At 74.1% G+C, this 14,056-nt stretch carries 11 protein-coding genes; 5 read left to right on the forward strand and 6 right to left on the reverse strand.

Going from position 1 to position 14,056, the window contains the following annotated elements; all coding sequences use genetic code 11:
• Positions 1–17: 17 nt before the first annotated feature.
• Positions 18–473, forward strand: a complete 456-nt coding sequence (locus tag FJR00_RS02300) for a GNAT family N-acetyltransferase (protein ID WP_075956718.1) — start codon at positions 18–20, stop codon at positions 471–473.
• Between the two features lies 1 nt (position 474).
• On the opposite strand, the gene FJR00_RS02305 is transcribed toward FJR00_RS02300, so the two are convergent.
• Entirely contained in the window at positions 475–1,920 is a 1,446-nt protein-coding gene (locus FJR00_RS02305) for an NAD(P)/FAD-dependent oxidoreductase (protein ID WP_141337287.1), read from the reverse strand.
• A 103-nt stretch (positions 1,921–2,023) separates the two neighbouring features.
• Here FJR00_RS02305 and FJR00_RS02310 point away from each other — a divergent pair, with 103 nt between their 5' ends.
• Both FJR00_RS02310 and pabB read left to right on the forward strand, forming a co-directional pair.
• Complete coding sequence (locus FJR00_RS02310) at positions 2,024–2,998, forward strand: pirin family protein (RefSeq protein ID WP_141337288.1); 975 nt, start codon at positions 2,024–2,026, stop codon at positions 2,996–2,998.
• A gap of 9 nt (positions 2,999–3,007) precedes the next feature.
• Positions 3,008–5,119 carry an aminodeoxychorismate synthase component I gene (gene pabB, locus FJR00_RS02315; protein ID WP_141337289.1) on the forward strand — a complete coding sequence of 704 codons (2,112 nt, stop codon included), beginning with the start codon at positions 3,008–3,010 and terminating at the stop codon, positions 5,117–5,119.
• 54 nt (positions 5,120–5,173) lie between these two features.
• On the opposite strand, the gene FJR00_RS02320 is transcribed toward pabB, so the two are convergent.
• Positions 5,174–6,088 (reverse strand): HNH endonuclease, encoded by a 915-nt coding sequence (locus FJR00_RS02320; protein ID WP_181409459.1) that lies wholly within the window; start codon positions 6,086–6,088, stop codon positions 5,174–5,176.
• A gap of 21 nt (positions 6,089–6,109) precedes the next feature.
• Positions 6,110–6,652 carry a YceI family protein gene (locus FJR00_RS02325; RefSeq protein WP_141337290.1) on the reverse strand — a complete coding sequence of 181 codons (543 nt, stop codon included), beginning with the start codon at positions 6,650–6,652 and terminating at the stop codon, positions 6,110–6,112.
• 90 nt (positions 6,653–6,742) lie between these two features.
• Between FJR00_RS02325 and FJR00_RS02330 the strand changes: the two genes are divergently transcribed.
• A complete protein-coding gene (locus tag FJR00_RS02330) occupies positions 6,743–7,246 on the forward strand; it encodes a MarR family winged helix-turn-helix transcriptional regulator (protein ID WP_141337291.1) in 504 nt (167 codons plus the stop codon).
• An 89-nt stretch (positions 7,247–7,335) separates the two neighbouring features.
• Positions 7,336–10,170, forward strand: coding sequence for an FAD-binding and (Fe-S)-binding domain-containing protein (locus FJR00_RS02335; RefSeq protein ID WP_141337292.1), 2,835 nt, complete (start codon positions 7,336–7,338; stop codon positions 10,168–10,170).
• Positions 10,171–10,179: 9 nt separating this feature from the next.
• Here the strand turns inward: FJR00_RS02335 and FJR00_RS02340 are convergent, their stop codons facing one another.
• The 3 genes from FJR00_RS02340 to FJR00_RS02350 are packed head-to-tail and all read right to left on the reverse strand — an operon-like array spanning position 10,180 to position 14,029.
• Positions 10,180–11,994 (reverse strand): alkaline phosphatase D family protein, encoded by a 1,815-nt coding sequence (locus FJR00_RS02340; protein ID WP_141337293.1) that lies wholly within the window; start codon positions 11,992–11,994, stop codon positions 10,180–10,182.
• A 23-nt stretch (positions 11,995–12,017) separates the two neighbouring features.
• Positions 12,018–12,434, reverse strand: coding sequence for a helix-turn-helix domain-containing protein (locus tag FJR00_RS02345; protein WP_238330260.1), 417 nt, complete (start codon positions 12,432–12,434; stop codon positions 12,018–12,020).
• Entirely contained in the window at positions 12,431–14,029 is a 1,599-nt protein-coding gene (locus tag FJR00_RS02350) for a peptide chain release factor 3 (RefSeq protein WP_141337294.1), read from the reverse strand. The genes FJR00_RS02345 and FJR00_RS02350 overlap by 4 nt, the downstream gene beginning before the upstream one ends.
• Between the last annotated feature and the right edge of the window lie 27 nt (positions 14,030–14,056).

Genomic DNA, 14,056 nt, shown 5'->3' on the forward strand with positions numbered 1-14,056 from the left:
CGGCATACCCTCCCTGCATGGCTCCCGACGTGCGCGCCGCCCGCCTGCGCGACCTCGACCCGACCACCCTGCACGACCTGCTCCGTCTGCGGGTGGACGTCTTCGTCGTCGAGCAGGAGTGCGCCTACCCCGAGCTGGACGGCCGTGACGCGGACGCCACGACCGAGCACCTGTGGGTGGAGGTCGGGGGCACCCCGGTGGCGACCCTGCGGCTGCTCACCGACGAGGGCGGCACCCGCCGGATCGGGCGCGTCGCCACCGTGCGGGGACACCGGGGGCAGGGGTATGCCGACGCGCTCGTCCGGGCGGCGCTGCGCCGGTCCGGGCAGGCCCAGGTGGTCCTCGACGCGCAGACCTACCTGGAGGGGTGGTACGCCCGGTTCGGGTTCGTGCGGTCCGGCCCCGACTTCGTCGAGGACGGGATCCCGCACCTGCCCATGGTCCTGCGGCCGGGCGGGGCGGGGCAGGGCTGACCTAGGAGCTCTGCCCGCCCGGCTCCTCGTCGACGGACGTCTCGTCGGACGGGTGGCGGGTCAGCGTCCGGCGCTCCACCGGCTCCTTGCGCAGGGACGTGCGCAGGAAGTCCTCGCCGAGGTACTCCATCGCCAGCCGGGCCAGCACCTGCTGCTCGGTGACGGTGCGCTCGGAGCGGTCCCGGCCGACGAAGCTCACGGCCCAGTGCATGAGCGTGGTGACCTGGGACTTGAAGCCGATGATGTAGAAGAGGTGCACCGCCAGCCAGGCCACCCACGCGGGCACGCCGGTCAGCTCGATCCGGCCGCGCTTCATCACCGCGCGGAAGCGGGAGATCGTGGCCATCGAGCCCTTGTCGAAGTACTCGAACGGCTGGCCCGTCTCCTCCCCGCGCAGGCGGCGCAGGACCTGGTCGGCCGCGTGCCGGCCCATCTGGATCGCGCCCTGGGCCACGCCGGGGACATCCTCGAGGGCCACCATGTCGCCGACCGCGTAGACCTCGGGGTGGCCCGGGAGGGTGAGGTCGGGGTTGACGGCGATGCGCCCGGCCCGGTCCAGCTCGGCGCCGGACTGCTCGGCCAGCGTCCTCGTCAACGGGTTGGCCTGCACGCCGGCGGCCCAGACCTTGGTGGTCGCCTCGATCCGCTCGGTCGAGCCGTCCGGGGTGCGCACCTCCAGCCCGCCGGCGTCGACGTCCACCACCATGGTGTTGAGCCGGACCTCGACGCCGACCTTCTCCAGGTCCCGCTTCGTGCGGGTGGCCAGCCCCGGGCCGAAGCTGCTGAGGACCGCGTCCGCCGCGTCGAGCAGGATGATCCGGGCCGAGCCGGGCTCGATGTGGCGGAACTCCTTGGTCAGGGTCCGGCGGGAGAGCTCGGCCAGCTGGCCGGCCATCTCCACGCCCGTCGGCCCGGCGCCGACGACGACGAAGGTCAGCAGCCGGCGGACCGCGTCGTGCCGGCCGGCGGCGGCGGCCACCTCGGCCATCTCGAACGCGCCGTAGATGCGGCCGCGCAGCTCCAGGGCGTCGTCGATGGTCTTCATGCCGGGGGCGAACTCGGCGAAGCTGTCGTTGCCGAACCACGACTGGTTGGCCCCGGCGGCGACGATGAGGCTGTCGTAGGGGTAGACGGTCTCCTGGCCCACGGTGCCGGCGGTCACGGTGCGTGCCTCGAGGTCGATGCCGGTGACGTCGCCCAGCATGACCTGCACGTTGTCCTGGCTGGCGAGCACGTCCCGGGTCGTGGGCGCGATCACGCCCTCGGACAGGATCCCGGTGGCCACCTGGTAGAGCAGCGGCTGGAAGAGGTGGTGGCTGGTGCGGGCGACCATCGTCACGGCCACCTCCGGCTCGTCGAGGGCCTTGGTGGCGAACAGGCCGCCGAAGCCGGAGCCGACGACGACGACGCGGTGGGTCGAGGCGGGCGTGGGCGTGGGCGCAGTCATGGGGTGGACAGCGCCCTGGCGACCCGGATTCTTCCCTCCGGCGGCCACCTACGACGGGATGACGTGGGTCACGTGGGCGGAGGCGCCCTGCCACACTGGGGGGATGAGCACCCTGGAGAAGGACCCTCCGGAGCGGGTCTGCGGCGAGGAGGCGCACGACCGGCCCGAGCTGGTCCCGCCCCGGGAGGTGCCGCTCGGCGGTCCCCGGGCGATGCGGGTGCGGCGCACCCTGCCCGCCCGCGGACGCACGATGGTGGGGGCGTGGTGCTTCGTGGACCACTACGGGCCGGACGACGTCGCCGACACGGGCGGCATGGTCGTGCCGCCCCACCCGCACACCGCCCTGCAGACGGTGTCCTGGCTGTTCCAGGGCGAGATCGAGCACCGGGACAGCACCGGCGTCCACGCGATGGTGGTCCCGGGGGAGCTGAACCTCATGACCGCCGGCCACGGGGTGTGCCACAGCGAGGTGTCGACGTCCTCGACGACGGTGCTGCACGGCGTGCAGCTGTGGACCGCGCTGCCGGCCGAGCACGCCGACGTCGAGGCGTCCTTCGTCCACCACGTCCCCGGGCCGGTCGAGGTGGACGGGGCGGTGGCCAGCGTCTTCCTCGGGAAGCTGGGCCTGGCGGGCACGCGGGCGGTCAGCCCCGTGACGACATACTCCCCGCTGCTGGGGGCCGAGATCGTGCTGCACCCGCACGCGTCCCTGGTGCTGGACCTGGACCCGACCTTCGAGCACGGGGTGCTGCTGGACCGCGGCGAGGTGCGGGTCGCCGACGAGGACGTGCCGACCGCGCACCTGCTCCACCTGCCCCCCGGCCGGGACACCCTCGAGCTGGCCGCCGGGGCCGACGGCGCCCGGGTGGTGCTGCTGGGCGGCACGCCGTTCGGCGAGGAGATCGTCATGTGGTGGAACTTCGTCGGCCGCAACCACGACGACGTCGTCGAGGCGCGCGAGCAGTGGCAGGCCGAGCTCGGCCATGCCGAGGACGGCAGGTTCGGCGCGGTCGACTACCCGGGGGACTCCCTGCCCGCGCCGGCGCTGCCCCACGTCCGGCTCCGACCGCGGGGCTGAGCCGGGCGCGTGGACCGGCCCGTCCTGCTCGTCGACAACGTCGACAGCTTCACCTACAACGTCGCCGACCTGCTCCACCGGGTGCTCGGGCGGCCGCCCGTGGTGTGGGGCCACGACCACCCGGCCACGGCCGAGGACCTGAGGAGCTTCGCGGCGGTCGTCGTGGGTCCCGGGCCGGGGCGGCCCCAGGTCGCGACCGACATGGGTCTGTCGGAGCTGGCGCTGCGGCAGCGGGAGGTGCCCGTGCTGGGCGTGTGCCTGGGCCACCAGGGGATGGCGCACCGCGCAGGGGACGTCGTGCGGCAGATGGCGGTGCCGCGGCACGGCATCGTCAGCGAGGTCACCCACGACGGGACGGGGCTGTTCGCGGGCGTGCCCGACCCTGTGCGGGTGGTGCGCTACCACTCCCTCGACGTGGCCGAGCCCGTGTCCTCCGGCCTGCGGGTCACCGCGCGGGCCCTGGACGACGGGTCGGTCATGGCGCTCGCCGACCCCTCCGCCCCGCAGTGGGGCGTGCAGTTCCACCCCGAGTCGGTCCTGTCCGAGCACGGCGGGCTGATCCTGGCCAACTTCCTGCGGCTGGCGGGCGTTCCGCTCGGGCCCGCCGGGCAGAACGCCGGCACCGTGGCCGTGGGGGACGCGCTGGCGCCGCACCCCGACCCGGGCGGGGGGCGGCGCGTGCGGGTCGAGGTATGCCGCGTGCCCGGCCCGGTGGACCCCTGGCGCCTCCGGGAAGGGCTCGTCGGAGAGGCGCCGACGTCGGTCTGGCTGGACGCCTCGGACGGCAGCGGATGGTCGGTCGTCGTCGACGGCGAGGGGCCGTTGGCGCACGAGCTGGTCCACCGGGTGGGGGAGGGGGAGCTCCTCCTGGACCGGGTCGACACCGAGCTCTCCCGGTGGGAGCTGGTCGGGCCCGTGCCGGACGTGCCCTTCGGGTGGCGGCCGGGCTACGTCGGCTACCTGGGCTACGAGCTCAAGGCGGAGACCGGTGGGACGTCGGCGCACCGGTCGCCGTGGCCGGACGCCTGGCTGCTGTTCGCCGACCGGGGGGTCGTGCTCGACCACGCGTCGGGCGACGTGTGGGCGGTGTGGCTCGAGGACGATGCTCACGGGTCGGGGTCGCCGGCGCGGCAGCAGCGGGACTGGGTGGGGCAGGTGCGACGGGTGGTGGAGCGGTCCCGGCCGGTGGCGGGCCCGGGTCCCGACGTGCGACGAGGACCGGGAGGCCCGGGGGAGGTCGCTCCAGGGACGGGGACGGTGCCGGCCGCACCCCGGGAGGACGCGGCGGCCTACCTGGACCTGATCCGCCGCTGCCAGGAGGAGATCGCGCGGGGGGAGTCCTACGAGATCTGCCTGACGACGACCTGGTCGGCGCCGGACGCGGGGGTGGGCGAGGCCGAGCTGTACCGCGCGATGAGGAGCGTCAGCCCGGTGCCCCACGGCGTGTGGCTGCGCTCGCCGCACGTGAGCGTGCTCGGATGCTCCCCGGAGCGGTTCGTCTCCGTGGACGCCGACGGAGGCGTCGAGGCGCGGCCGATCAAGGGGACCCGCCCGCGCGCGGCCGACCCGGTCGAGGACGCGGCGCTGGCCGCAGACCTCGCGACGGCGGAGAAGGACCGTGCGGAGAACCTCATGATCGTGGACCTGCTGCGCAACGACCTGCACCGGGTCTGCCGTCCGGGGAGCGTGCACGCGCCGGAGATCTTCACCGTGGAGAGCTATGCGACGGTGCACCAGCTCGTCTCGACCGTGCGGGGACGGCTGGTCGACGGGATGGGGCCGACGGACGTGCTGCGTGCCTGCTTCCCCGGCGGCTCGATGACCGGGGCGCCCAAGGTGCGCACGATGGAGATCATCGACCGGCTGGAGGGGGCCGCACGGGGGGTGTACTCGGGCGCGGTCGGCTGGATCGGCCTCGACGGCTCCATGGACACCTCGATCGTCATCCGGACGGCCACCTGGCACGACGGCGACGTGACCTTCGGCGTCGGCGGGGCGATCACGGCCCTGTCCGACCCGCAGGAGGAGCTGGAGGAGACGGTGACCAAGGCAAGGTCAGTCCTGGCGGCGCTGGCCCTGGCGCGAACCGGCGACGCGTCGTCCTCCTCCCTCTCCTCCTGAGGAGGGCTGGACCTGCCGGCCCCCGGGGGCACGAGACCGCGGGGAGCCGGACCCTCAGGCGCTGCGTGGGAGGGGGTCGTCCTGGTCGTCGGCCTGGCCGTGGTCGCTGTCGTCGGTGGGGTGGGTGCGGGGTGGTGGTGCGGTGGTGGGTGGTCGGCCGTGGAAGGTGTCCAGGAGCGGTGGTGGGTCCTGGTAGGACTGTGGTGGTGGGTCGGCGTGGCGGGGGTGCTCGCGGGCCAGGTTGCAGCGGGCGCACAGGCCGCGGGCGTTGTCGGTGGTGGTGGTGCCGCCGTGGCGGTAGCGGGTGATGTGGTCCAGGTGGCGGATCGGGGCTCCGCACCAGGGGGTGGCGCAGTAGCGGCCGCGGGCGATGAGGGTGGCGCGCAGGTTGCCGGTGAAGGCCCGCCGGCGGGGGTCGCGCACGGTCAGGGTGCCGGTGACCGGGTCGGTGTAGAGCCGGCGCAGCCAGACCTTGGCCGCCCGGACCAGGCCCGGGTCCGGGACGGCCCGTTCCCCGGGGCCGGCGGTGCCGGTGGGCGGGGTCGAGCTGGCCGTACCGGCCGGCGGGGTCGCGAGGGGTGGTCCTGGGGGTGTGCCGCCGTGGACGGCGGTGCAGGCTGCGTCGGTGCACCGGCCTCCGGCCGGGCACGGCACGGGAGCCGTCCCGGTGCTCCTCTGCTCCTCGCCGGGGCCGTCCTGGGGGCCGGCGCCGGCCTCGTCGTCGACGTGGGGGTCGTCCTGGGGGTCGGTGGGGGTGAGCAGGTCGCGGGCCAGGTCGGCGGGCAGGGGCCCGTACCCGGTCAGGTCGGCCGCGGCCGGGTCGCCGGCGAGCGGATGTTCGCCGACCCGAGGACCGCGGACTTCACGCAGTTCCGCTCCTGAGGGGGTATGCCGTCGCGCTCCTGACGCACGACACCCCCGCGCCGGCGGACCGGTGCGGGGGTGCGGCTCACCCGGGGCAGGGGACATCCCCGGGGAGAGGGGGTGGAGTCAGGCCGCCTTGATGAGCGAGATCTCGAACTCGAGGGTGGCCTTCTCGGAGACGAGGACCCCACCGGTCTCGAGCGCGGCGTTCCAGGTGAGGCCGAAGTCCTTGCGGTTGACGACGGTGGACCCCTCGAAGCCGACCCGGTCGTTGCCGAACGGGTCCTGGGCAGCACCGGCGTACTCGAAGTCGACGGTGACCGGGCGGGTCACGTCCTTGATGGTCAGGTCGCCGGTGACGCGCAGGGTCTCGGCGTCGGGGGCGGTGACCTCGGTCGAGCGGAAGGTCATCTCGGGGTACTGCTCGACGTCGAAGAAGTCCGCCGACTTCAGGTGGCCGTCCCGGTCGGCGCTGCGGGTGTCCACGGAGCCGGTCTGGATGGTGACCTCCACGGAGGCGTCCTCCAGGTTGGGGCCGGTGGTCGCCTGGCCGGTGACCTCGTTGAAGGCGCCCCGGACCTTGGTGACCATCGCGTGGCGGGTGGAGAAGCCGACACGGGAGTGGGACGGGTCGATGGTGTAGGTGCCGTTGAGCTCGGTGACCGACATGGGAGGTCCTTTCGCAGAGGGTTGTTGTTGATGTGTCACCGACACTACCCGATCATGGATGACGCGTCAAGCAACTGGTAGGGTGGAGTCATGACGAAGGCCGAGACTCCCTGGTTGGACGACCGCGAGCAGCAGCTGTGGCGCCGGTGGCTGCGCGTGCAGACCGAGCTGCCGGCGGCGCTCGGTCGCGCCCTGTCGCGGGACAGCGGCCTGTCCATGCAGGACTTCGAGACGCTGGTCTGGCTGTCGGAGGCGCCGGGGGAGCGCCTGCGCATCTCCGTCCTCGCCGAGCAGATGCACTGGGAGCGCAGCCGGCTGTCGCACCACCTGCGGCGGATGTCCAACCGCGGTCTCGTGGCCAAGGAGGACTGCACGGAGGACGGGCGCGGCTCCTTCGTGCGGCTCACCCCGGCCGGCCGGGCGGCCCTCGAGGCGGCCGCGCCCGGGCACGTCCGCACCGTCCGCTCGATCTTCCTCGACGCGATGGACGACGGCGACCTCGACACCCTCGACGCCCTCCTCGTCAAGGTGCTGGCCCGGGCCGAGGAGCAGCCGGGTGCCGAACGTCCCGCCCAGGAGGAGCTCCAGGCCTGACCTCGTCCCGTGCGCGGGCCCCTCCTTCCCGCTGGCGGTCGCGGCTGTCATGATCGACCCAGGGCCGCCGGCCCGGTCGAGGAGGCGTCATGGAGACCCTGCGCAACGAACTGACCCGGGTCCTGGGACCGGACCGGGTCTCGGACAGGGCGATCGACCGCCATGCGCTGGCCCACGACGCCTCCCACTACCTGCTGGTGCCCGACCTGGTCGTGCGCCCCTCCGACCAGGCCCAGGTCGCCGCGGTGATGGCCGCCTGCCACCGTGCCGGCACGCCGCTGACGTTCCGGGCCGCGGGCACGAGCCTGTCGGGGCAGGCGGTCACCGACACCGTCCTGGTCGACGTGCGCCGGCACTTCCGCGGCGTCGAGGTGCTCGACGACGGGCATCGGGTGCGCGTGCGCCCGGGCACCACCGTCGGCATGGTCAACGCCCATCTGGCGCCCTACCGCCGACGCCTGGGCCCGGACCCCGCCAGCGAGGCTGCCTGCACCGTCGGCGGGGTGGTGGCCAACAACTCCTCCGGCATGCAGTGCGGCACCGAGGCCAACACCTACGCCACCCTGGAGTCGCTGGTCCTGGTGCTGCCGTCGGGCACGGTCGTGGACACCGGTGCCTCCGACGCCGACGCCTCCCTGCGCGCGGCGGAGCCCGAGCTGCATACCGGGCTGCTGCGCCTGCGCGACCGGGTGCGCGGCAACCCGGAGTCCGTGGCCACGGTCCGGCGGCTGTTCGCGATGAAGAACACCATGGGCTACGGCGTCAACGCCTACCTGGACCACGACGACCCCGTGCAGATCCTGGCCCGGCTCATGATCGGCAGCGAGGGCACGCTGGGGTTCGTCTCCTCGGCCACCTTCCGCACCGTGCCGGTCCGGTCCCAGGTGGCGACCGGGCTGCTCGTCTTCGACGACGTCGTCACCGCCACCGGCACCGTCCCCCGGCTGGTCGAGGCGGGCACCGCGACCGCCGAGCTGCTCGACGCGGCGTCCCTGCGCGTCTCCGCGCTCGACCCCGCCTGCCCGCAGCTGATCCGCGACCTGGACGTCGTCGACCACGCCGCCCTCCTCGTGGAGTGGCAGGCCGACGACCCCGCGGAGCTCGCCGACGCGGTCGACCGCGCGGGCCGGCTGCTGACCGACCTGCCGGTGAGCACCCCCTACCGGCTCACCCGGGAGACGGCCGAGCGCGCCGGGCTGTGGCGGGTGCGCAAGGGTCTCTACAGCGCGGTCGCCGGGGCCCGGCCCAGCGGCACGAACGCCCTGCTCGAGGACGTCGTGGTCACCGTCGACCGGCTCGGGGACACCATCATGGCGCTGACCGGCCTCTTCGACCGGCACGACTACCCCGAGTCGGTGATTTTCGGCCACGCGCGCGACGGCAACGTGCACTTCCTGCTCAACGAGCGGTTCGAGGACCCGGCCTCGCTGGAGCGCTACGAGGCCTTCACCGAGGACATGGTCGACCTGGTCCTGTCCGAGGGCGGGTCGCTGAAGGCCGAGCACGGCACCGGGCGGATCATGGCGCCGTTCGTACGCCGGCAGTACGGCGACGAGCTCTACGCCGTGATGTGGGAGACCAAGCGGCTCATCGACCCCCGCGGCCTGCTCAACCCGGGGTCGGTCCTCTCCGACGACCCCACGTCATACCTGCTCCACCTCAAGACCGCCCCCGAGGTCGAGGAGGAGGTCGACCGGTGCGTGGAGTGCGGGTTCTGCGAGCCGGTATGCCCCTCCCGGGACCTCACCACGACCCCGCGGCAGCGGATCGTCGCGCGTCGCGAGATGCGCGCCGCGCAGCTGCGGGGCGACGAGGCGCTGGCGGCGGAGCTGGCGGAGCAGTACGAGTACGACGGCACGCAGACCTGTGCCGTCGACGGGATGTGCCTGACGGTCTGCCCGGTGCAGATCAACACCGGGGACCTGACCCGGCGGCTGCGGGCCGAGTCCTCCGGCCCGGTCGGGGAGGTCGCGTGGCGGGGGGCGGCGCAGGTATGGGGTGCCGGCACCCTGGCGGCGTCCGCCGCCCTGACGGTGGCCGAGCGGGTGCCGCGGCTGGCCGAGGCGGCGACCGACGTGGCCCGCCGGGTGCTGCCGCACGAGCAGGTGCCGCGCTACGACCGGCGGCTGCCCGGCGGCGGGCCACGCCGGGGGAGCGGCGCCGAGACCGCCGCACGTGCCGTGGGGGCCGACGGGAGGAGAACCGCCACGACCGCGGTCCACTTCGCCCCCTGCGTCGGGACCATGTTCGGGGCGGCCGGTGACGGTGGCGACCCGGGAGCGGGTGCGGAGCGCTCTCTGCGGCTGCTCGCCGACCGCGCCGGTGCCGTGCTGGTCGACCCGCCCGGGCTCGGCGGTCTGTGCTGCGGCACGCCCTGGAAGTCCAAGGGGCGCACGTCGGGGTACGCCGCGATGATGCGCCGGGTGCTGCCCGCCCTGTGGGAGGCGACCGACCACGGACGGCTGCCCGTGGTGTGCGAGGCGTCCTCGTGCGCGGAGGGCCTGGTGCAGATGATCGGCCGGGACCCCGACCGTCCGATGCACGTCGTCGACGCCACCCGCTGGGTCGCCGAGCACCTGCTGGACCGGCTGCCGGTGACCGCCCCCGTGGGTCCGGTCGTGGTGCACCCGACCTGCTCGGGCGTGCACCTGGGGTCGACGGACGCCCTGGTCGCCGTGGCCCGGCACGTCAGCGACGACGTCACCGTCCCCCTGGCCTGGGGCTGCTGCGGCTTCGCCGGCGACCGGGGGATGCTGCATCCGGAGCTGACCGCGTCCGCGACCGCCCCCGAGGCGGCGGAGGTGGACCGCAGGCCCTACGCGGCCTACGTCTCGGACAACCGGACCTGCGAGATCGGGATGAGCCGGGCGACCGGCCGGCCCTACCAGCACGTGCTCGAGGTGCTCGTCGCGGCGACGGGCTGAGCGCCGGGGTCAGCCGGCGGGATCCGCGTCCCGGCCCCGCCGGTCGGCCCGTCGCTCCAGCCAGCGCAGCACCCGCCCCCGGGTACCGCCGACGACCCCCGGGTGGACGCGTGCCACGGCCGGACGGTGCTGCGAGCCTGCCGGTGGCACGTCCAGCTCGAGGTCGGCGACGGTGGTCAGCCGCGGGCGGTCGTCCTGCCCGCCCAGCACGCGGCCGGCCACCCAGGCCGCACGCAGGTGCCCGTCGTCGATCTCGAGCAGGGCCAGGTTGTTGTCGAACCAGGGACCGGCCACCCCGTGCCACGACCACCGCGGGTCGGGCACCTTGGCAGAGGCGGCCAGCAGCCGGCCCAACGGACGGGCCGCGTGCGACATCCCGGAGACCAGGGCCCGCATCGCCCGGGGCAGGGGGTTGCGGATGGGGGAGCAGACCAGCTGCAGGATGCGGGAGCCCGTCGTGCGCTCGACCTCGGTCACGTAGGAGTGGTGCACGTCGCCGGAGAGGAAGACGACCGAGGATGGTGCCTGCCCGCGCCGCCCGTCGGCGACCTCGTCCACCATGGCGGCGACCCGGTCGAAGGACTCGCTGAACGCGCCCCAGTGCTCCAGGTCCAGGCCCTGCCGCAGCCGCTCGCCGACGACCGCGGGCCACCGCCCCCAGCGACCGTCGACCAGGGCCTCGTTCCACGACTCCAGGTGGTGCAGGCCGCGCGGCAGCAGGAAGGGCAGGGACGTCGCCACGACGAGGTGGTCGTGACCGCCGGTGAGCTGCTCGTCCGCCCAGGCCATCTCGGGCCCGTCGAGCATGGACCGGCTCCCCGGGGTCAGGTCGCGGGCGGCGCGGGAGTCGAGCACCACCAGGTGCGACCCGCCGAGCGGGTGGGTGTAGCTCCAGCGGTAGGTCGTCGGGTCGGCGTCGACCTCGCCGGCGAAGGCGTCGACGGCCGCGGTGAGGTCGACCTCCCGACCGTCGGCGTCCCGCTCCCGCCGGAGGAGCTCCTGCCAGAGCGGGTCGCGAGCCCGGGACCCCGGCGAGAGGTTGCCCAGGTGCTGGTAGACCCAGTAGGAGCCGAGGGCGGCCACGATGCGCCCGTGCCACCACGAGGTCGCCTCCATCTGCTCGCGCCACTCCGCCGAGGTGTTCCAGTCGTCCCGGACGTCGTGGTCGTCGAAGATCATCAGCGAGGGGAGCCACGACAGCAGCCAGCGCAGCGCCGGCTCCCCCCAGGCCAGGCCGTACAGGTGGGCGTACTCCTCGAAGTCGGCCAGCTCGGGGCCGGGCTCCTCGTCCAGGTCCCTGCGCGAGGCGATGAACTCGCGCATGGCCGCGCTGGTCGAGTCGGCGTAGACCTGGTCGCCGAGCAGGAGCAGCAGGTCGGGCCGTCGCCCCATGGGGCCGGTCCCGCCGTCGGCGACCTCCAGGGCGAAGGTGCGCAACGCGTCCACCCCGTGGGTGAGGTGGTGCAGCGCGTCGTGGGGAACGCTGGTGCGGCAGGACCCGAAGGCCATCCGCACGGCACCGTCGCCCGTCGTGGTGGACAGCGTGCTCGGCGGGAACGGCGTGCCCGGCTCGGGCCAGCAGACCTCCTCGTCCACGAGCACCTGGTATGCCGTGCGCCACCCCGGGGTCAGGTCCGTCACCTCGACGAGGGCGTAGTGGTGGTCGTGGACGGCGAACGTGGGCCGATGCCACTCGGTGCGCCCGGTGGGGTGGTCCTCGAGCCGGACTGTGACCGTGGCCGCCCGGTCGGTCTCGACCCAGACCGCCGCGGAACGGTCGTCGACGTGGCGCAGCACGGGACCGAGGCGCAGCGGGCCAGCCATGTGTCCCAGTGTGCCCGGCCGGGTCAGCGTCCGGGGACCGACCGGGACACCTCGCGGCCGAGCCGGTCGGCGAACGACTCCGCCCGTGCGGTGGCCTCCTTGAGGTCGCGGATGCGCTGGGCCACCCCGGCGTGAGCCTCGTCCAGGACCGTCCGTGCCCGCTCGCGGTCGGCCGGGTCCGCCTCCGGGTCCGCGGTGGTGTCCAGCGCCCCGAGCAGCTCGCCGATCTGCTCGATGGAGAAGCCCAGCGGCTTCATCGGGGTGATGAGCAGCAGGCGGGCGATGCCGGCCTCGTCGTAGAGCCGGAATCCGCCCTCGGTGCGGCCCGCGGGGCTGACCAGGCCCATCTCCTCGTAGTAACGGATCGTGCGGTGGGACAGGCCGGTGCGCTCGGCGACCTCGCCGATGTGCACGAGCCCGTCCGCCCCGTCGGTGGTCACGGGGCGACCCCGTCCTCGGTGCCGAACAGCGGCAGGAGGCTGCCCTCGGGCAGGTCCGCCGCGATGGTCCCCATGCGCCAGCGGTCGGAGAAGAGCGCCACGAGGGTGCCGTCGGTGCGCTCCAGCACCTCGGCGCCGTGCTTGGCGTCGATCGTGGGGACCGCCGCGCGCGTCGTCCGGCGCGCCTCCGCATACCCGAGCGGTTCCAGGACCGACTGCGCGTTGAACTCGTGCTCGAGCCGGTGGGTGGCCACCTCGAACTGCATCGGGCCGACGGCGGCCAGGACCGGGGACTGGGCGCCGCGGCGGTCGGAGACGAGGACCTGGACGACACCCTCCTGGTCCAGCATCTGGATGCCCCGGCGGAACTGCTTGGACCGGCCGGTGTCCCGGGGCCGGACCACGGCGAAGTGCTCGGGGGCGAACCGGGGGAGCGGCGGGAAGGTGACCTTGTCCTCGGCGTAGAGGGTGTCGCCGACGTTGAGGGACTGGGCGTTGACCAGACCCACGACGTCGCCGGGGTAGGCCTCGTCGATGGTCTCGCGCTCGCGGCCGAAGACGGACTGGGCGTACTTGGTCTGGAACGGGCGACCGCTGGCGGCGTGGGTCAGCACCGAGCCCCGTTCGAACCTGCCCGAGCAGACCCGCATGAACGCCAGCCGGTCGCGGTGGGCCCGGTCCATCCCGGTCTGCACCTTGAAGACGAACCCGGAGAACGGCCCGTCCACCGGTCGCGGCCGCCCCTCGACGTCGGTCCACGGCCCGGGCGGCGGAGCCATCGTGGTGACCGCGTCCAGGAGCTCGGCGACGCCGAAGTTGAGCACCGCCGCGGCGAACAGGACCGGGGTCGTCCGGGCCGCCAGGAAGGTGTCCTGGTCGTGCGACTGGCCCGAGGAGGTGAGCAGCTCGAACTCCTCGACCGCCTGCGTCCAGTCCGGACCGTGCCGACGCGCGGCCTCGTCCGCGTCGATCGACTCCCGTCCGGCCAGCGTGGCGCCGCCGGGGGTGCGGGTGAACTGGGTCATCCCGCCCGTCGTGGGGTCGATCACCCCGCGGAAGTCGCCGGCGATGCCCACCGGCCAGTTGACCGGGGTCGGGACGATGCCCAGCCGCTCCTCGATCTCGTCGAGGAGGGCCAGCGGCTCCTGCCCCGGGCGGTCCCACTTGTTGATCACCGTGATCACCGGGGTGCCGCGCACGCGGCAGGCCTCGAACAGCTTGAGGGTCTGCGGCTCCAGACCCTTGGCGGCGTCCAGCAGCATCACGGCGCAGTCGACCGCGGCCAGCACCCGGTAGGTGTCCTCGGAGAAGTCGGCGTGCCCGGGGGTGTCCAGGAGGTTGAGGACGACGTCGTCCACGGTGAACTGCAGCGCGGCCGAGGTGATCGAGATGCCGCGTGCCTGCTCCATGTCCAGCCAGTCGGAGACGACCCCGCGGCGGGAGCCCTTGCCGTGCACCGCCCCGGCCTCGGCGATGGCGTGCGCGTGCAGGGCGAGGGCCTCGGTGAGGGTCGACTTGCCGGCGTCCGGGTGGGAGATCACCGCGAACGTGCGCCGCCGCGCCGTCTGTGCGGCGACGTCTGCGTCGAGGGTCATGCGTCCTCCTGCGGCCGCACGGCGGCG

Origin of the sequence: Ornithinimicrobium kibberense (assembly GCF_006519705.1) — a bacterium.
GTDB classification, from domain to species: Bacteria; Actinomycetota; Actinomycetes; order Actinomycetales; family Dermatophilaceae; genus Ornithinicoccus; species Ornithinicoccus kibberensis.